At 60.3% G+C, this 20,959-nt stretch carries 23 protein-coding genes; 6 read left to right on the plus strand and 17 right to left on the minus strand.

The window, feature by feature from the left end; genetic code table 11:
- Nucleotides 1-16 precede the first annotated feature (16 nt).
- The 11 genes from CVE23_RS00720 to CVE23_RS00770 all read right to left on the minus strand — a co-directional run bounded on the left by CVE23_RS00720 (nt 17) and on the right by CVE23_RS00770 (nt 11,414).
- The gene (locus CVE23_RS00720) at nt 17-976 is read right to left on the minus strand and encodes an isoaspartyl peptidase/L-asparaginase family protein (protein ID WP_100848674.1); all 960 of its coding nucleotides are present in this window, start codon (nt 974-976) and stop codon (nt 17-19) included.
- A gap of 27 nt (nt 977-1,003) precedes the next feature.
- Nucleotides 1,004-1,825, minus strand: coding sequence for a M55 family metallopeptidase (locus CVE23_RS00725; RefSeq protein ID WP_038920577.1), 822 nt, complete (start codon nt 1,823-1,825; stop codon nt 1,004-1,006).
- Between the two features lie 33 nt (nt 1,826-1,858).
- Nucleotides 1,859-2,917: a DmpA family aminopeptidase gene (locus tag CVE23_RS00730; protein WP_100848675.1), complete on the minus strand. Its 1,059-nt coding sequence runs from the start codon at nt 2,915-2,917 to the stop codon at nt 1,859-1,861.
- Nucleotides 2,918-2,928: 11 nt separating this feature from the next.
- A complete protein-coding gene (locus CVE23_RS00735) occupies nt 2,929-3,831 on the minus strand; it encodes an ABC transporter permease subunit (protein ID WP_038920575.1) in 903 nt (300 codons plus the stop codon).
- A gap of 8 nt (nt 3,832-3,839) precedes the next feature.
- Nucleotides 3,840-4,760, minus strand: a complete 921-nt coding sequence (locus CVE23_RS00740) for an ABC transporter permease (protein WP_038920574.1) — start codon at nt 4,758-4,760, stop codon at nt 3,840-3,842.
- Between the two features lie 17 nt (nt 4,761-4,777).
- The gene (locus CVE23_RS00745) at nt 4,778-6,334 is read right to left on the minus strand and encodes a glutathione ABC transporter substrate-binding protein (protein WP_038920573.1); all 1,557 of its coding nucleotides are present in this window, start codon (nt 6,332-6,334) and stop codon (nt 4,778-4,780) included.
- A gap of 195 nt (nt 6,335-6,529) precedes the next feature.
- Nucleotides 6,530-8,425 carry an ABC transporter ATP-binding protein gene (locus tag CVE23_RS00750; protein ID WP_100848676.1) on the minus strand — a complete coding sequence of 632 codons (1,896 nt, stop codon included), beginning with the start codon at nt 8,423-8,425 and terminating at the stop codon, nt 6,530-6,532.
- A gap of 20 nt (nt 8,426-8,445) precedes the next feature.
- Nucleotides 8,446-9,411 (minus strand): N-acetyl-D-Glu racemase DgcA, encoded by a 966-nt coding sequence (gene dgcA, locus CVE23_RS00755; protein ID WP_100848677.1) that lies wholly within the window; start codon nt 9,409-9,411, stop codon nt 8,446-8,448.
- A 4-nt stretch (nt 9,412-9,415) separates the two neighbouring features.
- Nucleotides 9,416-10,423, minus strand: coding sequence for an N-acetyltransferase DgcN (gene dgcN, locus CVE23_RS00760; RefSeq protein WP_038663531.1), 1,008 nt, complete (start codon nt 10,421-10,423; stop codon nt 9,416-9,418).
- Between the two features lie 244 nt (nt 10,424-10,667).
- Complete coding sequence (locus tag CVE23_RS00765) at nt 10,668-11,006, minus strand: DUF202 domain-containing protein (RefSeq protein WP_038920571.1); 339 nt, start codon at nt 11,004-11,006, stop codon at nt 10,668-10,670.
- Between the two features lie 6 nt (nt 11,007-11,012).
- On the minus strand, nt 11,013-11,414 hold the full coding sequence (locus CVE23_RS00770; RefSeq protein ID WP_049842701.1) for a YidH family protein: 402 nt from the start codon (nt 11,412-11,414) through the stop codon (nt 11,013-11,015).
- Nucleotides 11,415-11,592: 178 nt separating this feature from the next.
- On the opposite strand from CVE23_RS00770, the gene rph reads away from it, so the two are divergent.
- Nucleotides 11,593-12,309: a ribonuclease PH gene (gene rph / locus CVE23_RS00775; RefSeq protein ID WP_033568040.1), complete on the plus strand. Its 717-nt coding sequence runs from the start codon at nt 11,593-11,595 to the stop codon at nt 12,307-12,309.
- Between the two features lie 103 nt (nt 12,310-12,412).
- A complete protein-coding gene (gene pyrE / locus CVE23_RS00780; RefSeq protein ID WP_100848678.1) occupies nt 12,413-13,054 on the plus strand; it encodes an orotate phosphoribosyltransferase in 642 nt (213 codons plus the stop codon).
- A 48-nt stretch (nt 13,055-13,102) separates the two neighbouring features.
- On the opposite strand, the gene slmA is transcribed toward pyrE, so the two are convergent.
- The 3 genes from slmA to coaBC all read right to left on the minus strand — a co-directional run bounded on the left by slmA (nt 13,103) and on the right by coaBC (nt 15,506).
- The gene (slmA, locus tag CVE23_RS00785) at nt 13,103-13,699 is read right to left on the minus strand and encodes a nucleoid occlusion factor SlmA (RefSeq protein ID WP_013319939.1); all 597 of its coding nucleotides are present in this window, start codon (nt 13,697-13,699) and stop codon (nt 13,103-13,105) included.
- Nucleotides 13,700-13,807: 108 nt separating this feature from the next.
- Nucleotides 13,808-14,266: a dUTP diphosphatase gene (gene dut / locus CVE23_RS00790; RefSeq protein WP_038663517.1), complete on the minus strand. Its 459-nt coding sequence runs from the start codon at nt 14,264-14,266 to the stop codon at nt 13,808-13,810.
- The gene (gene coaBC, locus CVE23_RS00795; RefSeq protein WP_049855320.1) at nt 14,235-15,506 is read right to left on the minus strand and encodes a bifunctional phosphopantothenoylcysteine decarboxylase/phosphopantothenate--cysteine ligase CoaBC; all 1,272 of its coding nucleotides are present in this window, start codon (nt 15,504-15,506) and stop codon (nt 14,235-14,237) included. The genes dut and coaBC overlap by 32 nt, the downstream gene beginning before the upstream one ends.
- Before the next feature lie 189 nt (nt 15,507-15,695).
- Here coaBC and radC point away from each other — a divergent pair, with 189 nt between their 5' ends.
- From radC to mutM, 4 genes are all read left to right on the plus strand, one after another.
- On the plus strand, nt 15,696-16,361 hold the full coding sequence (radC, locus tag CVE23_RS00800; protein ID WP_038920568.1) for a RadC family protein: 666 nt from the start codon (nt 15,696-15,698) through the stop codon (nt 16,359-16,361).
- 238 nt (nt 16,362-16,599) lie between these two features.
- Complete coding sequence (rpmB, locus tag CVE23_RS00805) at nt 16,600-16,836, plus strand: 50S ribosomal protein L28 (RefSeq protein ID WP_012763801.1); 237 nt, start codon at nt 16,600-16,602, stop codon at nt 16,834-16,836.
- 11 nt (nt 16,837-16,847) lie between these two features.
- Nucleotides 16,848-17,015 carry a 50S ribosomal protein L33 gene (rpmG, locus tag CVE23_RS00810; protein ID WP_012763802.1) on the plus strand — a complete coding sequence of 56 codons (168 nt, stop codon included), beginning with the start codon at nt 16,848-16,850 and terminating at the stop codon, nt 17,013-17,015.
- 75 nt (nt 17,016-17,090) lie between these two features.
- On the plus strand, nt 17,091-17,900 hold the full coding sequence (mutM, locus tag CVE23_RS00815; RefSeq protein WP_100848679.1) for a bifunctional DNA-formamidopyrimidine glycosylase/DNA-(apurinic or apyrimidinic site) lyase: 810 nt from the start codon (nt 17,091-17,093) through the stop codon (nt 17,898-17,900).
- Nucleotides 17,901-17,943: 43 nt separating this feature from the next.
- Here the strand turns inward: mutM and coaD are convergent, their stop codons facing one another.
- Genes coaD through waaA form a run of 3 tightly spaced genes read right to left on the minus strand, consistent with a single transcriptional unit; the run spans nt 17,944 to nt 20,481 of the window.
- The gene (gene coaD / locus CVE23_RS00820; protein WP_038920566.1) at nt 17,944-18,423 is read right to left on the minus strand and encodes a pantetheine-phosphate adenylyltransferase; all 480 of its coding nucleotides are present in this window, start codon (nt 18,421-18,423) and stop codon (nt 17,944-17,946) included.
- Entirely contained in the window at nt 18,413-19,204 is a 792-nt protein-coding gene (locus tag CVE23_RS00825) for a glycosyltransferase family 2 protein (protein ID WP_100848680.1), read from the minus strand. Before CVE23_RS00825 ends, coaD begins: the two co-directional genes overlap by 11 nt.
- Nucleotides 19,204-20,481, minus strand: a complete 1,278-nt coding sequence (waaA, locus tag CVE23_RS00830) for a lipid IV(A) 3-deoxy-D-manno-octulosonic acid transferase (protein ID WP_100850379.1) — start codon at nt 20,479-20,481, stop codon at nt 19,204-19,206. The genes CVE23_RS00825 and waaA overlap by 1 nt, the downstream gene beginning before the upstream one ends.
- Nucleotides 20,482-20,959 lie beyond the last annotated feature (478 nt).

Here is a 20,959-nt window from a genome sequence, read left to right on the forward strand (position 1 = left end):
ACGACGGGGATCGTTGTTACCGATAAATCCCCACTACCGCGTCTTCGCCGACGTAACCGTAACCGCGGTACATGCCTTCGCTGTTGAACGGCAGCGCGATGTTGCCCTGATGGTCGACGGCGATCAGCCCGCCGCTACCGCCCAGCGCCAGCACTTTTTCCATAACGACTTTGTCGGCGGCCTGCGACAGCGGCAGGTTGCCGTATTCCATCAACGCCGAGATGTCGTAAGCGGCGACGGTGCGCATGAACACTTCGCCGGTGCCGGTGCAGGAGACGGCGACGGTGCGGTTGTTGGCGTAACAGCCTGCGCCGACGATCGGCGAGTCGCCGACACGCCCGGCGCGTTTGTTGGTCATGCCGCCGGTGGAGGTCGCCGCCGCCAGGTTACCGGCTGCGTCCAGCGCTACCGCGCCAACGGTGCCGAATTTGCGATCCGGATCGAGCGGATCGGCGCCCTGCGCCTGACGTTCGCCGTCGTGATCCAGCAGGATCTTGCCGTCGCCCGCCTGCGCTTTCAGCAACTGCTGGTAACGCTCGTCGGTGGAGAAAAAGTCCGGTTCGACCATTTCCAGCCCCTGCTCGCGGGCGAAGGTTTCGGCGCCGTCGGCGGTGAACATCACATGCGGACTGCGCTCCAGCACCGCGCGGGCCGCCAGAATCGGGTTGCGGATATGGTTAACACCGGCGATGGCGCCTGCTTCCAGCGAACGGCCGTCCATGATGCTGGCGTCCAGTTCGTGGGTGCCGAGGTGGGTAAACACCGCCCCTTTACCCGCATTGAACAGCGGGCACTCTTCCAGCATACGCACCGCTTCGGTGACCGCATCCAGCGCGCTGCCGTTGGCGGCCAGAATTTCCTGCCCACGGTTCACAATCGCCTGCAACGCGGCGCGATAGCGCTGTTCTTTCTCGCTGTCCATCGCCGTGCGGCTTAATGCGCCTGCGCCGCCATGAATCACAATGACCGGTTTCATCTTTTCTTCCTTTAGTGCACTGAGCGCTTAGTTTTGCGTGGTCGCCAGATAGGAAAAGGCACCCAGCAGGCTGACGATCGGCGCGATGGTCGGGGATTGATAGCCGACGGTGATCGCGTCTTTGCGGACGACGCCTGGAATCAGGCAGAACAGGTCTGCCAGCACCGGTTTGGCGACCATCAGCTCCAGTGCATACGGCGGCTGCAGGCGGGTGGTTGTCTCTTTATGCGCTTTTTGCACCGCCTGGGTCGCCGCCAGCCGGATGGCGTTGCGCGCCGCTTCCGGACTCAGCGACTCCGCTGCGGTCTGGGAAATGGCGCGCTTGACGCAGGCGTAGTCCGCCGCCGGGTAGTAACGATTGATCCAGGTTTGCAGCGTATCGTCGCCGCTCACCAGCCACAGCGGGGTGTTCAGTTCCGCGCCGGCGGCGGCGTAGATATCGCTTTCGCCCATCACTTCGCCGTTGATGCGCACCCGATAAAACGCCCGGCCGTTGATGGTGTGCGCCAGCACGCCGTGTTCTCCGGCGGCGCTGTGGTAGCCGATGAACATCAGGCCATCGAACTGTTGCTGTTGTAAGCCTTCCACCATCGACAAACCGCGCGGTTTGCCCTGCACCAGCCGGGCGCGCGGGTCGATATTCTCGGCGCGTAGGTTGGTCATGGCGGCGTGGCTGTCGGCGACGACCACTTCGCTGGCGCCGCCGGCGAAGGCGCCTTCAATGGCGGCGTTCACCTCCTGCTCCATCAGCCCGCGGGCTAACTGGTATTCCGGTGTGCCGGGGCTGCACTGTTCCGGGCGCATCACGCCCGCGATGCCTTCGATATCCGCAGAAATAAATACTTTCATGTCAGCGTCCTTAGCGCCTGTTTCATCAGGCGGTTATGCGGGGAAATCCTGTGCCAGACGGTCCAGCACCTGCGTCAGGGCCGGGCGATGGTGGCCGCGAAAACCGGTGACGGCCTCTGCCTGCAGCAGGGCATCCAGCACCGCGTGTTCGGTGGCGTCGGCCGCCGCATTGAGCAGCGCTTCCAGCTGTGCGTCTTCCGGCGGTTGGGGCGTCGGCTGGGTGGAAAAGGCCACCGCGATATCGCCGGAGCCGTGCCCCCAGTAGCTGCCGAGCCGCCCAAGACCGGCGCCGGCGCGACGGGCGATGCGGGTCAACTGACGGGCATCCAGCGCGGCGTCGGTGGCCATAATAATGATGATGGAACCGGCGTCGCGCTGGGGCGCCAGTTCCGGCAGCAGCGGCGCGATCGCCTCGCCGACCTGTACGCCGTCCAGCGTCAGGGCGGAGAGGGTGCCGAAATTGGCCAGCACCAGCACGCCGAGGGTGGCGTTCAGTTCCGGAATCAGCCGGGAGGCGGTGCCGATGCCGCCTTTGAGCGCAAAGCAGCTCATGCCGCGCCCGGCGCCGACGCTGCCGCGGGCGAAATCGGCCGTGGCGTTATCCAGCGCCGCGCGCGCCATCTCTTCGCTGACCGCCAGCGCCTGAATATCGTTGAGCCAGCCGTCGTTGCACTCCAGCGCCAGCGGGTTGACGGTCGGCAAGCTACGGCCCAGTTCCGGATTACGGCCAATGGCGTCGCGCACCAGCGTGGTAAACAGCGTGCCGACCGACAGGGTGTTGCTGAGCAGGATAGGTGTCTGCAATCGTCCCAGCTCTTCAATCTGCACCAGCCCCACCGGTTTGGCGAAGCCGTTGAGCACCGCGGCGCCGCAGGGCAACGGTTGTATAAACAGGTTATCGCCGGGCGGCACGATGGCGGTGACGCCGGTCTGAATCTCGCCCTGCGCCAGTGTATGGTGGCCGACCCGCACGCCGGGCACGTCGCTCAGGCGATTGTGCGGGCCGAGCGGCGTACGCGGCGTGCCGAGCTGTCGTTCCGAGCGCCAGCGTTGCAGCAGCGGCGCCAGTCGTGCCTGTTGGTAACATGTCATGGTGTGTTTGCTCAGCTTTTCAGTTTCGGGTCCAGCGTATCGCGCAGCGCGTCGCCCAGCAGGTTGAACGCCAGCACGGTGCAGAAGATCGCCAGACCGGGGAACACGCTGACGTGCCATTGTCCCGCCATCATCATGCTACGGCTCATCGCCAGAATGTTGCCCCACTCGGGCACGTCCGGCTCTGGCCCCAGGCCGATAAAACTCAGGCCGGCCGCGGTCAGGATACTGGTGCCGATGCGCATGGTGAAATAAACGATCACGTTCGACAGCGTGCCGGGCAGAATATGGCGCAGCAGAATCACCCGGTCCGGCGCGCCGGCGCAGCGTACCGCTTCGACATAGGCGGCCTGTTTGAGCGACAGCGTGGAGGCGCGCACGATACGGGCGAACACCGGCACGCTGAACACCGCCACCGCGATAATCACGTTATTGAGGCCGGGGCCGAGGATCGCCACCACCGCGATCGCCAGCAGCATGCCGGGAAAGGCGAACAGTACGTCGCAACCGCGCATGATCAGCATGTCGATGCTGCGGCCATAATAGCCCGCCAGCAAACCGAGGGCGATGCCCGCCAGCATACCGAGCGTAACCGAGACGATGCCGATGTAGAGCGAGATGCGCGCGCCGTAAATAATGCGGCTCATTACGTCGCGGCCCAGATCGTCGGTGCCCATCCAGTGGCTGGTGGTCGGCGCCTCGCCGAGCGCCATCCAGTCCGGATCCATCGGATTCCAGGGCGCCAGCCAGGGGGCGAACACCGCCACCAGCACCAGCAGCAGGACAAAACCGCCGGAAGCCAGCGCCATCGGGTTGCGGATGAACGCATGCAGAAAATCACGCCACGGTGAACGAATCGCGCTGTCGTTCAGGGCGGATGAGGTCGCCACGGTCGGCTCTTGAGAAGTGTTCATCGCAGCTCCTAACGCAGACGAATGGCCGGGTTCACCACCGCGTACAGCAGGTCGACCAGCAGATTAATCAGAATAAATTCAAACACGAACAGCATCACCAGCGCCTGAATCACCGGCTGATCCTGCGTCTTGATGGATTCGATCAGCAGCCAGCCGAGCCCCGGCCAGTTGAACACGCTTTCCACCACGATGGAGCCGCCCAGCAGAAAACCGAACTGCAACCCGAGCATGGTGATAACTGGAATCAGCGCGTTGCGCATCACGTGTTTCCAGACGATCAGCCGCTGGCGCAGCCCTTTGGCGCGGGCGGTGCGTACATAATCTTCCTGCATCACTTCCAGGAAGGCGGAACGGGTAAAACGCGCCATCACTGCGGCCACCGAGGCGCCCAGCGTCAGCGCGGGCAGGATGATGTCGGCCGGTTTGTTGTAGCCGCTGACCGAGAACACGCCGAACGGCATGGCGACGAACTGGATCAGCAGCAGGCCGAGCCAGAACGGCGGCATCGAGATACCACCCACCGCCAGACTCATCAGCGACCAGTCCTGCCATTTGCCGCGTTTAAGCGCGGCAAACACGCCGATCAGCAGTCCGAGGATCACCGACCAGGCGAAACCGGCCAACGCCAGCCACAGCGTCGGCATAAAACTTTTCTGGATGACCGTCAGCACCGGCTGTTGGGTGCGGTAGGTGATGCCGAGATCGCCGTGCACCAGCCCATCCAGCCAGTTGAGGTACTGCTGCGGCAGCGGATCGTTCAACCCCAGACGCTCACGGGCGGCTTCCACCGCCTCGATGGGGGCGTCGGGGCCGGCGTAGATCCGCGCCGGGTCACCCGGTAACAGCTTGATAAAACCGAACACCAACAGGGAGATCACCAGCAAGACCGGGATCATTTCCAGCAAACGTCGGACGATATAAGCAAACATGGCGATCCCCTGTGCGATTACTTGAACTCAGCCTGATCGAAGATCAGCGAACCGTCAGCCAGCATGTAAACGCCGGACAGATTTTTCACTTTGCCCACCAGGTTGTCCGGCACGCCCAGGAACACCACCGGCGCGTCTTTCCAGATCAGCTTCTGAGCATCGGCGTAAGCGGCGGCGCGTTTGTCGTTATCCGGAGTCGCCAGACCGGCCATGATGGCTTTGTCCACGTCCGGGTTGCTGTAGTAAGAGACGTTGTAGGCTTTCGGCACCCAGGACTCGGTAGCGAACAGCGGACGCAGCGCCCAGTCGGCATCGCCGGTGGACGGCGACCAGCCGCCGTAGTACAGGTCAAACTCGGCCTGTTTCGGGTCTTTCACGCCCCACAGTTTTTCGTTGCGCGCGCCGGAGTCCATCGGGGTGACGGTCGCCTTGATGCCGACTTGTTCCAGCTGCTGTTTGAAGAACTGGGCGCTACGCACCGCGGCGGTGGTGTTGGTGGTCCACAGTTTCAGCTCCAGCCCTTTTTCGTAGCCGGCTTCCTTCAGCAGTTCTTTGGCCTTGGCCGGGCTGTAGGTGTAGTTCGGTTCGCTCTGGCTGGTGAAGAACTGTACGCGCGGCGCCATGGCGGAGGCGGCGGGCAAGCCCATGCCGGCAAAGCCGACTTTCAGCCAGATGGTACGGTTGATGGCGTAGTTCAGCGCCTGACGCACACGCACGTCGTTCAGCGGCGCGTGCTGGGTGTTGATCGCCATGTAGTACAGATAGATGCTGGGGTCACGCTGGATAGCCAGCTTGGCGTCGCCTTCCACCGTGCTTACCAGGTCGGACGGCAGCGGGTAGATGGCGTCGGACTGACCGGATTTCAGCGCCGCGACGCGGGTGGCGTCTTCCGGCGACGGGTAGAAGGTCACGCTGTCGACTTTCGGCCAGCCTTTCTGCCAGTAGTTGTCGTATTTCACCAGCTTGACGTCTTTACCCTGCTGCCATTCGGAGAACTTGAACGGGCCGGTGCCGACCGGATGCACGCGCAGCTGGGTTTCGTCCGGATACTGTTTCAGCGCCGCCGGGCTGTGCATCACCGCCGACGGGTGGGCCAGCGTGTTGACGAAGGCGCCGAAGGATTTGTTCAGCTCGATTTTCACCTGCGTCGGCGACAGTACCGTCACGCTTTTGATCATGTTGAACAGGCTGTTGCGCTTGAGCCCTTTGGTCTGGTCGGCCAGACGGTCGAGGTTGGCTTTCACCGCATCGGCGTTGAACGGCGTGCCGTCCTGGAAGGTGACGCCTTCGCGCAGGGTGATGGTGAATTCGGTGGCGTCGGCGTTGCCGGTGTAACCGGTGGCCAGCCGCGGTACCAGTTTCATCTGGTTGTCGAACTGGAACAGACGCTCGAAGATCCCGCTCTGGATGGAGTAGCTCAGGGTGTCCGAGGTATCGTGCGGGTCCAGCCCGGTAATATCGGCATACATGGAAATGCGCAGATCCTGTGCCTGAGCCGCAGCGGCCAGACACAATGACAGCCCAAGAGCGACAGCGGAACGGCGTGAAGTTACTGTGGATAGTAACGGTTTCATGGTGTCTCCTGTAAATGGTGTGTGTTGCTGGTTGTGATTGCTGCTTTTATTAACTTTTTGTTTTTTATGATGTAATCAACCGTTCGTGTATGACGGTTTGTTATCGCTCACAGTGACGTGAGGTGTCCCTGGTGTTGGACGGCACTACGATTTACAACTAACTACGGTTTATAACTAACTACGGTTTATAACTAACTACGATTTACTACTGGCGGACGGTCCGAGCCCGGCTTCGCTCACCCAATGGTGCGGGGCGACTTCGCGGTAACGGGCTTTTTCCACCACCTCGTTCGCCTTGCGCAGCGGCGAGGGAATTTCGCTGTCGTCCAGCTCGCGCGCATAGCGGCGGCCGGGGTCGGCGATCGGCACCGAAGCCAGCAGGCGTCGGGTATACGGATGCTGCGGATTGTTGAATACCGACTGGCGCGGGCCGATTTCCACGATCTGACCGAGGTACATCACCGCCACGCGGTTGGCGATGCGTTCCACCACCGCCATGTCGTGGGAGATGAAAATCCACGACACGCCAGTTTTCTGCTGTAAATCCATCATCAGGTTGACCACCTGCGCCTGAATCGACACGTCCAGCGCCGACACCGCCTCGTCGGCGATGATCACCTGCGGTTGCAGCGCCATAGCGCGGGCGATGGCGATACGCTGGCGCTGGCCGCCGGAAAATTCGTGCGGATAGCGCTGGGCGTGTTCCGGTTGCAGGCCGACGCTTTTCAGCAGCGCCTGTACCTGCGGCGTGGCGTCTTCCAGCGATTTCACCAGCCCGTGCAGCAGCAGCGGCTCGGCGATGGTGAAACCGACGGTCAGACGCGGGTTGAGCGAGGCATACGGGTCCTGAAACACCATCTGCATTTTGCGGCGCAGCGGCTGGAAGTCGCGGTCGCGCAGGCTGGCGATTTCCTGCCCGTCGAACAGCAGGCTGTCGGTCTGGCTTTCCACCAGACGCAGCAAGGCCCGCCCGGTGGTGGATTTGCCGCAGCCGGATTCGCCGACGATCGCCAGCGTTTCGCCCGGCCAGACGGCGAAATCGATCTGCTCCACCGCATGTACCCGGTGGGTGACGGAGGAGAGAATGCCGCTGCGTATCGGGTAATAGACTTTCAGACCGCGGATATCGAGCAGCGGCGGCGCGTCATAACGCGCGGTGGTATGGTCCTGTTCGGGCGCGGCGCTTTGCTGCCCCAGCAGCGGGAAACGGCGGGGCCAGGCGCTGTCGCGCATGTCGCCCAGCCGCGGCACCGCCGCCAGCAGCGCTTTGGTGTAGTCGTGCTGCGGGCGGTTGAAAATGGCGTCCACCGTTCCCTGTTCCACTACCTCGCCGCGGTACATCACCACCACGCGGTCGGCGATTTCCGCTACCACGCCCATGTCGTGGGTGATGAACAACACCGACATGTTGCTCTGGCGTTGCAGGTCGCGCAGGATTTGCAGGATGCGCGCCTGCACCGTGACATCCAGCGCGGTGGTGGGTTCGTCGGCGATCAGCAACTGCGGGTCGCAGGCGAGCGCCTGAGCGATCATCACCCGCTGGCGCATGCCGCCGGACAGCGAGTGCGGGTAGCTGTCCATCACCCGGTCGATGTCGGCGATGCGCACCTTGCGCAGCAGCTCGCGCGCTTTGTTGTCGGCGCTGGCGGCGTCGCACATCTGGTGATCCAGCAACGCCTCGGTGAGCTGGTCGCCCACTTTCAGCACCGGGTTGAGCGAGGTCATCGGCTCCTGAAAGATCATCGCCATATCGCGGCCGCGCAGCCGACGGCGGGCGTCGTCCTTCATGTTCAGCAGGTCGTGGCGGCGACCGGCGCTATCGATAAAGCGGATACCGCCGCGTTCAATGCGGGCGGAAGCGGCCAGCAGCCCCATTACCGTCAGAGAGGTGACCGACTTGCCGGAGCCACTCTCGCCGACCACCGCCACCACTTCCCCTTTGTTGAGGCTGAAAGAGACACCCTTGAGCGCCAGATGGGTGCCGGAGCGGCCGCTGAAGCTAACGCTCAGGTCATCGATCTCCAGCACCGGTTGCGGCGCCGGGTCGGACGCGATCGCAGCAGGGATTGCGGTTGAGGTGGTATCCGTCATCGTCACTCCGGTAGGTTCTGTCACAGCCAGATGCGGCCGAGGTTATACGTCAGGTACGGCGAGCTGTCCGCCGCCAGCCAGATCGGGCCGTCCAGATCCACGTGTTCGGCGGCCAGCGCCGCCGGCATGGCGGCTTCCATCGCCAGCGAGGAGCCGAGCATGCAGCCCACCATGATGCGCATGTCGTACTGGCGTGCTTCCGCCACCATCGCCAGCGCTTCGGTCAGCCCGCCGCACTTGTCCAGCTTGATGTTGATCATTTCGTAGCGGTCGTGCAGGGCGGCGATGTCGCCGCGGTGATGGCAGCTTTCGTCGGCGCACACCGGAATGGCGTGTTCAAACGTCGCCAGCGCGCTGTCCTGCCCGGCGGGCAGCGGCTGCTCCACCATCGCGATGCGATGCGCGGCAAGCTGGCGCAGCAGCGGCTCCAGTTCCAGTCCGCCCCAGGCTTCGTTGGCGTCCACAATCAGCGTCACGTTGGGCGCGGACTGGCGAATCGCCGCCACTTTTTCCAGAATCTGCTCCCGGTCGAGCTTGATTTTCAGCAACAGCGCGCCGCGGGAGACCGCGTCTTTGGCGGCGTTCGCCATGTTTTCCACGCTGTCGAGACTCAGGGTCTCGGCGGTGATGATCGACTGCGGCGGCGCAATGGCGAGGTGCTGCCACAGCGTCTGTCTGGCCAGCGCGGCGTTCAGCCGCCATAGGGCGCAGTCCAGCGCGTTGCGGGCGGAGCCCGGCGGCAACGACTGCTGCAATGCTTCCAGGCCGATGCCGTTTTCCACCGCCTGACGCACGGTTTCCAACTGGCGGGTCACGCTGTCGGCGGTTTCCTGATAGTGCGCGGTGGGGGTGCATTCTCCCCGACCGATAAAGCCGCGCTCTTCCAGCGTGACCCGCACCACCGTGACGGCGGTGCGGGTGCCGCGGGAGATGGCGAAAGGACGAGCCAGCGGCAATTCCACGGTTTCGATTTGCATCTGTCGCATGGGCTTACCCCCGGGTTTTCAGCAGCGTCGCAATGTCATCGATACCGAAGCGGATCGGGTCGGTGGCCGGCACGCCAAAGCGTTCGCTCAGGTCACGGCAGTAATCGCGCGCTTCCTGTTCGCCATAGTTGGAGGTGTTGATGGCGAAACCGGCCAACTGTACGTCCGGATTGGTGACGCGGGCGGCGCGCAGGTTGGCGTCCACGCAGTCGCCCAGTTCCACCATCGGCTGATGGGGCAGGTGGCGCATGTGCGGGCGGCCCATTTCGTGGCACATCACCAGCCAGTGCGGCTGTGCGCCGTGGATAAGACCGGTGGTCACCCCGGCGTAGGACGGATGAAACAGCGATCCCTGGCCTTCGACGATATCCCAGTGGTCGTCGTCGTTGGCCGGAGACAGCGCTTCCGCCGCGCCGGCGATGAAGTCGGCGATTACCGCGTCAATGGCGATGCCGTCGCCGGCGACCAGCACTCCGGTCTGGCCGGTGGCGCGAAAATCGGCTTTCAGACCCTGCGCGCGCATGGCGGATTCCAGCGCCAGCGAGGTGTACATCTTACCGACCGAGCAGTCGGTGCCGACGGTCAGCACACGCTTGCCGCTGCGTTTTTTGCCGCTGCCGACGGTCAGTTCCGGGCGCAGGTGGCGAATATCGAACAGCTGTACCTGATGCTGTTCCGCCAGCGCCTGCAAACCGGGGACGTCGATCAGGCGCTGATGCAGGCCGTTGGCGACGTTCATGCCGGCTTCGATAGCGGCGCGCACGGTATCCAGCCAGTGCGGCGGCAGAAAACCGCCGGCGTTGGCGGTGCCCAGCACCAGCGTTTTGGCGCCGCGCGCCACGGCGGACGGAATATCCAGATCATCGAGCCCCAGCGACACCGTGCTGCCCGGCAGGCGCAGCTGACCTACGCACTGTTCGGGGCGCCAGGTGTGAATGCCGCGCGCCGTTTTCACCGCCAGCGGGTCGGTCACGTCGCCAAGAAAAAGCAGGTAAGGTTGTGGAATCAGCATGATGTCTTATCCGTGGTTGCATAGTGGTTGCATAAAGGTGATGTCTAAGACTATTCCACGATGCTTTTTTCCTGACGAATGCTTGTTTATGGGTGGGGTATAACCTGACGTTATAGGTGTGATTTTATTTAATTTATTGTTATTTAAGGAATAGTGTTTGCAAATGCCGGCAGGGTATAGCGGCGGGTTATGTCGAAACAGGCAGATCAAAATCTTTTACATCAGTAGGAAAACGCTTCGCGGATTACGTGTAGAAGACCACCAGCCCGAGCAGCAGACTCAGTGCGGTTGCCACCACCGTCAGCATCAGTAGCCGCATCATCCACATTAATTGCCGGGTACAGGGGTAGCCGCTGCGCAACAGGGCGCGCAACCGCAGGCGTGACCAGATATAGGTAATCAGCGTCATCAGCAGCAGAAACAGCCCGACAACCAGCATCAGCGGCTGGCTTTTCATCGATCCGGCTTTCAACAGCAGTACGCTGTTGACCAGCAGCACAAAAGCGGTCCGCGACCAGGCAAGCCGCGTACGTTCAGGCTGCAGACCCGGATCGCGCGGCGGGGTATCGGCAGAGGGAATCATGGCGGCCTACAGCAGCAGGATAACCAACGCCAGCGCGACGGAAATGGCGCTCACGCAGCTGGCGATGATAATCAGCATACGGGTATAAGGCAGCGCTTGCCCGGTGCGCATCGCCCGCTCGTTGTCGGCCCAGCGTCGATAAGCCATCCACGCCAGCAGCGCCGCCGCCAGCGACAGCACCACCGCAATGCCGCCCCGGACGGCGGGCGGCGCCAGCGTGGGCGCAAACTGGTCAATGGCGACCGCGCCCGCCAGAAACGCCAGCGCGGTGCGGATCCAGGCCAGAAAAGTACGCTCGTTGGCCAGCGAAAAGCGGTAATCCGGCGTCGAGCCCTGCTGCTGCCAGGGGATTTTCTTGTCGGACGACGTCGGTGAAGTGGGTGAAGCGGCTGGGTCACTCATGGGCATCAACGGCCAGCGGATAGACAATGCCCGCATTCTACATGGCCGGGCCGCGGCTCTCCAGCCAGTGAGGCGGATGGCGGCGGAAAAATTGATGAAATTTTAATCGTGACTGGCGGTAGGCAGGGCAGGGGGAAGACCGTATAATGCGCGCCAGTTTAATGAACCTGCCCGGAGACGAGCCATGCGCCCAACAGGCCGAAATGCCCAGCAAATCCGCCCTCTTACATTAACCCGCCACTACACCAAACATGCCGAAGGATCGGTGCTGGTTGAGTTTGGCGATACCAAGGTATTGTGCAACGCCACGGTGGAAGAAGGGGTACCGCGTTTTCTGAAAGGTCAGGGACAAGGCTGGATTACCGCTGAATACGGTATGCTGCCGCGTTCTACTCACAGCCGTAACGCCCGTGAAGCGGCGAAAGGCAAGCAGGGCGGCCGCACGCTGGAAATCCAGCGCCTGATCGCCCGTTCGCTGCGCGCCGCGGTCGATCTGAACAAATTGGGTGAATACACCATTACGCTGGATTGCGATGTGCTGCAGGCCGATGGCGGCACCCGTACCGCGTCCATCACCGGCGCCTGTGTGGCGTTGGCCGACGCGCTGAATGGCATGGTGGCCAGCGGCAAGCTGAAAACCAGCCCGCTGAAAGGCATGGTGGCGGCGGTATCGGTCGGGATCGTCAACGGCGAAGCGGTGTGCGACCTGGAATACGTGGAAGACTCCGCGGCGGAAACCGACATGAACGTGGTGATGACCGAAGACGGCCGTATGATCGAGGTGCAGGGCACCGCCGAGGGCGAGCCGTTCAGCCACGATGAGTTGTTGTCGTTGCTGGCGCTGGCGCGCCGGGGCATCGAAGATATTGTCAACGCGCAGAAGGCCGCACTGGCCGACTGATTTTTCAAAGCGACCCCAGTGGTCGCTTTTTTATGCCATCATTTTTTTATGCTATGTCGTCAGGACGGCGGGGCGCCCCGCGGTCGTTACAGGAGAGGGAGTCATGAAAGCCTACCAGCGCCAGTTTATCGAATTCGCACTCAGCAAGCAGGTATTGAAGTTCGGCGAATTTACCCTGAAATCCGGGCGTATCAGCCCTTATTTCTTTAATGCCGGGCTGTTCAACACCGGGCGCGATCTGGCGTTGCTGGGGCGCTTTTATGCCGAGGCGCTGGTGGACGCCGCCGTCGAATTCGACGTCTTGTTCGGGCCGGCCTACAAGGGCATTCCGATTGCCACCACCACTGCGGTGGCGCTGGCGGAGCACCACGACCGCGACGTGCCGTACTGCTTCAACCGTAAGGAAGCCAAGTATCATGGCGAGGGCGGCAATCTGGTCGGCAGCCCGCTGAAAGGCCGCATCATGCTGGTGGACGATGTGATTACCGCCGGCACCGCCATCCGCGAGTCGATGGAAATCATCGCCGCACAGGGGGCGACGCTGGCGGGCGTGCTGATCGCGCTGGACCGTCAGGAACGCGGCCGCGGCGAACTGTCCGCCATTCAGGAAGTGGAACGCGACTACCAGTGCAAGGTTACGTCGATCATCACTCTGGAAGATCTGATTACCTATCTGGCCGAAAAACCGGAGATGGCCGCGCATCTGGAGGCGGTGAAAGCCTATCGCGCGCAGTTCGGCGTGTGAAATTCAGGGCGTGAAATAAGCGGCGTGGCGAGTTGCCACGCAGTGCGGTTACTGAAGCTGGGCAGCCAGCAGCGGCCAGCGGGTATCGAAATCCTGCGTGGGCAGGGTGCGGAACTCGGAGCGGGTAAAGCGCGACAGCATACCTTCGCAGAACGCCAGCAACTGGCTGGCCAGCAGCGTTTCGTCATGGCGGAACGCTTCGCCGCTACGCAGCTTGTGTTCGCGCAGTACCTGACGCAACTGGGATTCGATGCGGTCAAACAGCTGGTTGATGCGGCCCTGCAACCGATCCTGCTCGAACATCAGCGCGTGACCGGTGAGAATGCGCGTCAGGCCGGGGTTTTTCTCCGCAAAGCCGAGAATCAGCAACAAAATCAGCCGCAGCCGGTTAAAGGTGTCTTTTTCATCCTGCAGAATCAGGTTGATGCGAGTGGTCAGGCTGTCTTCAATAAATTCGATCAGGCTGTCAAACATCCGCGTTTTGCTGGGAAAGTGCCGGTAAAGCGCGGCTTCTGAAACGCCGACGGTGGCGGCCAGCTTGGCGGTGGTAATGCGTTGACTGCCGTCGCTGGATTCCAGCATCTGCGCTAGCGCCTGCAGAATTTCTTCGCGACGATTCCTTTTCGTATTTTCTTTCTCTGCCATGTCAGAAAAGACCCTTGATAAAAATGTGACGGACAAACACCAGATAGCGCCACAGTCGCATTAACGCTGTGGCTTTATAGTTTTCCTGGGAGGCAGGGATGGGGCGTATCAGTGACGGCCGGAATGGCCGAAACCACCCTCTCCCCGTTCGCTGCCGACAAAATCGTTAACCAGATTGAATTCGGCCTGCACCACCGGCACGAATACCATCTGGGCAATGCGTTCACCGGGTTCGATGATGAAAGACTGACTACCGCGGTTCCAGACCGACACCATCAACTGACCCTGGTAGTCGGAATCGATCAGACCCACCAGATTGCCCAGCACTACGCCATGTTTGTGGCCGAGGCCCGAACGAGGCAATATTACCGCAGCCAGCGACGGGTCGCCGATGTGGATAGCCAGACCGGTCGGCACCAGCGTGGTTGCGCCAGCCGCCAGTTCCACCGCGCTGTCCAGACAGGCGCGCAGGTCCAGCCCGGCAGAACCCGGCGTTGCGTAGGTCGGCAGCGGGAACTGTTGCCCGATACGCGCATCAAGAATTTTTACGTCGATTTTTTTCATCATAACGGCTGACAATCTCGTCGATTAACTGTTGGCCCAGCAGGTGTTTGCTGCCGTGCGGCAGGCGCTTATCCCCGCCTGGCCAGAAAAGATGCAATGCATTATTTTCCGAATTAAACCCTTGATCGGAAAGGGATACATCATTCGCGCAAATCAGGTCCAGCTGTTTGCGGGCCAGTTTCTGGCGCGCGTATTCTTCCACATTACTGGTTTCGGCGGCAAACCCGACAACATAAGGACGGTTTTCGCTCATGGCGGCCACATCGGCGATGATATCCGGATTTTTGACCAAAGTGACACTGATTTCATCACCCTGTTTTTTGATCTTTTCATCGGCGATCGCCTGCGCCCGGTAGTCCGCCACGGCGGCGCAGCCCACCACGATATTCTGCTGCGGCGCTTCACGCATCACGGCCTGGTGCATTTCCTGCGCGCTGATGACATCAATACGAGTGACGTTATCAGGCGTCGGTAAATTAACCGGGCCTGCCACCAGCGTCACGCGAGCCCCGCGCGCGGCGGCGGCGGCGGCGATGGCGAATCCCATTTTCCCGGAACTGTGATTGCTGATGAAGCGCACCGGATCCAGCGCTTCACGCGTCGGCCCTGCCGTCACCATAACACTGAGGTGTTGCAGATCATTGACATGAGAGAAGTGCGCGTCGGCGTTCGCCACAATCTCCAGCGGATCAATCATCCGGCCGGGGCCGACATCGCCACAGGCCTGACTGCCGCTGTCCGGACCCCAGATCAACGCGCCGCGGGCAGCCAGCACGCCCAGATTGTGCTGTGTGGCGGCGGCGCGGTACATCTGCTGGTTCATGGCCGGTGCGATGGCGACAGGCGCCGCCGTCGCCAGACAGACGGTAGTCAGCAGATCGTTGGCCATGCCTGCCGCCATCCGGGCGATCAGGTCTGCTGACGCAGGAGCCAGAATCACCAGGTCCGCCCATTTCCCCAGCTCGATATGGCCCATGGCGGCCTCGGCGGCGGGATCCAGCAGATCGGTCGATACCGGATGACCGGACACCGCCTGCAGCGTCAACGGCGTGATAAACGCGCTGGCGGCGGGCGTCATCACCACGCGCACCTCGGCGCCTCTGTCGCGCAGGCGTCGAACCAGTTCCGGGCATTTGTAGGCGGCGATGCCGCCGCTGATGCCCAGTACGACATGTTTTCCTGCAAGCCGTTTTTCCGCAAGCAGCGTGCCGGAAAGCCCGTGCAGACTGGAAGAATCTGTCATCGTTATATCCGTTTGTCAGCCGAAAAGAGGCTGCATTTTATCATAAGCTGCCGCAGGTCGAGGAATGTTAGGTATCGCATTTCCTGATACAGAAAAAATTGCGGAACGCCTCGCAACCCGCGCACCGGCCTGTCGTCCCTTTGGCGGACGCATGGGATGATAAGCCACCGTTCGGCAAGGAGAGCAGCAATGGCATGGAATGACGGGTGTGCGCCGCGTGAAAAACTGATGACGCTGGGCGCCGGGGCGTTGAGCGATACGGAACTGTTGGCGATCTTTCTGCGTACCGGCATCGCAGGTACGCATGTGATGCAACTGGCGGAAAGTCTGCTGGTGCAGTTTGGGTCGTTGTATCAGCTCATGATGGCGGACAAAGACACCTTTTGCACCGCACGGGGCGTGGGGGTGTCCAAATATACGCAGCTGCAGGCGGTGGCGGAGCTGGCCCGGCGGCTGTTTTCTTCCCATCTGGCGCGGGAGGACGCCATGCTTAACCCGGAAGTGACGCAGCAGTATCTGCAATTGCTGCTGGCGCATCATGAACGGGAGATCTTTCTGGTGATGTTTCTGGATAACCAGCACCGAGTGATTCGTCATCAGGAAATGTTCGCCGGCACGATCAGCAGCGTGGAGGTGCATCCGCGCGAGATTGTGCGTGAGGCTCTCAAAGCCAACGCCGCCGCGCTGATTCTGGCGCATAACCATCCGTCCGGTCGGGCGGAGCCCAGTCAGGCCGACCGTTCCATCACCGGAAAAATCGTGCAAGCCTGTCAGTTGCTGGAAATTCGGGTGCTCGACCACCTGGTTATCGGGCGCGGCGAGTACGTTTCTTTTGCCGAGCGAGGGTGGATTTGAAAGATATTTCCGCGATCCTGTGGGATCTTTAGCTGTTCGGGACTTGAGCGCATACGCTTCAGAGCGTATACTACGCCACCTTTGAGAATCTTGGGTGTGGCGTTAAGAGCCTATCTCAGCAGGTTTACCCTGATGACAGAGTCTTTTCAGTGAAGTTGCTGAGATGGGCTCTAAAGCCTGACGAGGCGGCCGACACCCTCTACGAAGCTCGAGCTGATTTGATTTTTGGAGAATAGACATGTCCCGAGTCTGCCAAGTTACTGGCAAGCGTCCGGTGACCGGTAATAACCGTTCCCACGCAATGAATGCGACTAAACGCCGTTTTCTGCCAAACCTGCATTCCCATCGTTTTTGGGTTGAAGGTGAGAAGCGTTTTGTAACGCTGCGCGTATCTGCTAAAGGTATGCGTGTTATCGATAAAAAGGGTATCGAAGCGGTTCTGGCCGATCTGCGTGCCCGTGGTGAAAAGTATTAAGGAACTGAATCATGGCTAAAGGTGTTCGCGAGAAGATCAAGCTGGTTTCTTCTGCTGGTACTGGTCACTACTATACCACTACGAAGAACAAACGTACGATGCCGGAAAAACTGGAACTGAAAAAATTCGATCCAGTCGTTCGTCAGCACGTCGTCTACAAAGAAGCTAAAATCAAGTAATTTTAGTGGATCTGAAAAACCCGGCTTCGGCCGGGTTTTTTTATCGCTTCAGCAGGACGTTTCACCGGAGGACGCATGCCAGAATTACCCGAAGTGGAAACCAGCCGCCGCGGCATTTCACCCTGGCTGGTCGGTCATACTATTTTGTATGCCGAGGTGCGTAATGCGCGCCTGCGCTGGCCCGTCTCTCCTGAAATTCTGTCGCTGAGCGATACGCCGGTGCTGAGTGTGCAGCGGCGCGCCAAATACCTGCTGATTGAGCTGACGACCGGCTGGATAATCGTCCATCTTGGCATGTCCGGCAGTTTGCGGGTGTTGCCGGAATACAGCGAACCGGATAAGCATGACCACGTCGACCTGGTGATGGACAGCGGTAAGGTGCTGCGTTATACCGATCCGCGTCGTTTCGGCGCCTGGCTGTGGTGTGATGACCCGGCGACCAGTTCGGTGCTGGCGCATCTGGGGCCGGAACCGCTCAGCGACGATTTTTCCGGTCGCTATCTGTTCACCCAATCCCGCGGTCGTAAAACGCCGGTCAAGCTGTGGATTATGGATAACAAGCTGGTGGTGGGCGTAGGCAACATCTACGCCAGCGAGTCGCTGTTTAACGCCGGTATTCTGCCGAACCGGCCGGCGGGTTCGCTGTCTGAGGTTGAAGCGGACCAACTGGTACGTTCCATCAAGCAGGTATTGCAACGCTCGATTGAGCAGGGCGGCACCACGCTGCGGGATTTTCTGCAGTCCGATGGCAAACCGGGTTATTTTGCGCAGGAGTTGCAGGTCTATGGCCGCAGCGGCGAGCCCTGTCACCATTGCGGCACGCCGATTGAGAGCATCAAGCAGGGCCAGCGCAGCACTTTTTTCTGTAAGTGCTGTCAGCGTTAAGCGCAATCCGTTCCGGAGTAATTAAACAACGATAGCGTAGCGCTCAGCCTAATTTTTCCAGCAGAGCAGCGGCGACAGGTCGTGGCAAAAAGTGTGAAACGTCGCCGCCGTGACGGGCAACTTCTTTAACCAATGACGATGAGATGAAAGACCACTGCTCCGATGGCATCAGAAATATGCTTTCCAGCGTCGGCATCAGGTGGTGGTTCATTTTGGCCAGTTGCAGTTCGTATTCGAAATCAGACACGGCGCGTAACCCCCGCACCAGAATCGTCGCCCGCTGCTGCCGGGCGAAATTAGCCATCAGATCGGTAAACCCAACCACCTCGATGTTCGACAGATGCTGCGTGGCTTCTTTAGCCAGCGCCACCCGTTCTTCCAGCGTAAACAGCGTTTTTTTACCGGGGCTGGCGGCAATAGCCAGAATCAGGTGATCGAACATGCGCGCCGCGCGTGTCAACAGGTCCAGATGGCCGTTGGTCAGCGGGTCAAAGGTGCCGGGATAGATGGCTCTAGTCTTCATGGTGCTGATGTTCCTGGTGAGTGTCGCGCCGGTTATTCAGGGCCCATAGACCAGTATATTTGTTAAATGTGTACTGTGCATTTACGATGGCCAGCAACAGTCCTTGTTTGCCGTCCAGAAAGCCGGCCCGCAACAGCCAGGTTTTGACAAACGCTCCCAGCGTGTGCAGTACGATGGAGGAGAAACCGCAGCGTTTGCCCTGACGAAAGCGCTCTTCCGCCCAGCTTGCCGCGTAGGCGAACTGCTTTTGCTGGAAACTGAAAAAGTCCCGGCAGGTCAGGTGCTTCAGGTCGCCATCCAGCGAAATCACCCGGGCGGCGCCATAATCGAGGGATTCGTGTACCGCGTTGTCGTTGTAACGGTAGCGGTTGGGGTACAGGCGGATAACCTCATCCGGATACCAGCCGCTGTGGCGCATGAAGCGCCCCAGAAACAGATTGCGGCGCGCGCAGCGATAGACGGCATCGCTTTCAGGGGATTCGAGCGTCGTCTCGATGGATTGCCGCAGCGCCGGCGTGACCCGTTCGTCGGTATCAATCATGAAGATGTAATCGCCGCTGGCATACTGCTGCGCCAGTTGACGCTGTTTGCCGAAACCGGGCCAGTCGGTGTTCTGATAAACCTGCGCGCCGTGGCGGCGGGCGACATCCAGTGTGGCGTCGCTGCTGCCGGAATCCAGCACGATAATCTCGTCGGCCCAGTCGACTGACGCCAGACAGTCGGGCAGCAGCTCCGCCGCGTTATGACTGATAAGAACGACGGACAGGCGTTTCCGGCTCATTACTGACTCCGTGGCGGCAGATAGGGCTCCAGCAGAGCCAGCAGACTTTGCAGCGCGCCCTGATTTTTGTGCAGTACGTCCACAGCATGGTGGCCGTGATAACGGCGATAATCATCGTCGGACAGCAGGGTGGTGACCTGTTCCACCAGCGATGCGGTATCCCGCACGGTGATCAGCCCATCGGATTCCTGCAGGCGGGCGCAGATATCCTTGAAATTGAAGGTATGCGGTCCCATCAGCACCGGTATGGCGTGCGCAGCCGGTTCCAGCGGATTGTGTCCGCCCCGCTCAATCAGGCTGCCGCCGACAAATGCCAGGTCGGCAATGCCGTACAGCAGCATCAGTTCACCCATGGTATCGCCAATCACTACATGAGACGAGGCGGGAGGAACGGTACCTGCGCTGCGCAGAGTATATTCCAGCCCGGCCTTGCGGACGATCGCTTTGGCATCGTCAAAACGGTCGGGATGGCGCGGCACCAGAATCAGCAACAGAGTAGGAAAGGCTTTCAGCAATTCGGTGTGGGCGTCGACGATGATTTTTTCTTCGCCTTCATGGGTACTGGCGGCGATCCACACCGGGCGCTGCGGCGCCCACTGTCGACGCAGCGTCACGGCGCGCGCGGCCAGCTCCGGCGTGACGGAAATATCGAATTTCAGGCTGCCGGTCACGTTCAACTGGGTGCGTTTCAGCCCCAGATTGATAAAGCGCTCGCCATCTTCCTCATTTTGCACCGCAATGAGGGTGATGCGACGCAGCAGCGTTCGCATAAAGCGGCCGAGTTTACGGTAGCCGTTGGCGGAACGTTCGGACAGACGAGCGTTGGCGATGATCAGCGGAATTTTGCGCTGGTGCAGCGCCGTGATCAGGTTAGGCCACAGCTCGGTTTCCATGATGATTACCAGACGCGGCTGCACATGGTCGAGAAAGCGCGCCATAGCGCCGGGCAGATCGTAGGGCAGATAGACATGGTAAACATCTTTGCCGAATGCGGATAACGCGCGCTCGGAGCCGGTCGGCGTCATGGTGGTGACGGTAATCGGCAGAGATGGATAACGGTGGCGCAAGGCGCGGACCAGCGGCACCGCGGCCAGCGTCTCTCCGACGGAGACGGAATGCAGCAGTATGCCTTCGGGTTTTACCTGATTCCTGTAGAAGCCGTAGCGCTCCCCCCAGCGTTTGCGGTAAGCGGGGATTTTGCGGCCCCGGAGCCAGAGGCGCAGCCAGATAAGCGGCTGGATCATGTAAAACAGAAAGGTGTACAGCGTTTGTAACATAATCATCGGTATTATAGTCGGCGATAGCGAATTCTATATATTTATAGCGGTTAAATCTATCATTTTAACCGGCTACGGCCGGTGTTCTCCTTTCTACCGAAGAAACAGGTAATTAGCGCTGGAAATTGCACCGTTGCACGTTGGATTAATGATTGATGACAAACAGGATTATTCGTCGCAGGAAACATCAATTAGGGGAATAAAGGGACGTGATAATTAAAACAAAAGGACAAGGTAAATAAATATTTACTCTGTTTTTATCCGGTGAAGAAAATATATTTATCAACTCATGAAGTGAATTATCAAATAATATTTAACGATATGGTGGTTTATTTCAAAATGTGTTTGATCCCGTGGGGAGAAGGTGGTGGCGTTATCGAAAAATGGCAGAAAGTTGAACAGCCTGGCGACATTCCGTTTTACGATTCCGATCTTAAATCAATCCTCTCTTTAACGTATGACGAACGCATTTTGTACA

This window comes from Dickeya fangzhongdai (assembly GCF_002812485.1).
GTDB classification, from domain to species: Bacteria; Pseudomonadota; Gammaproteobacteria; order Enterobacterales; family Enterobacteriaceae; genus Dickeya; species Dickeya fangzhongdai.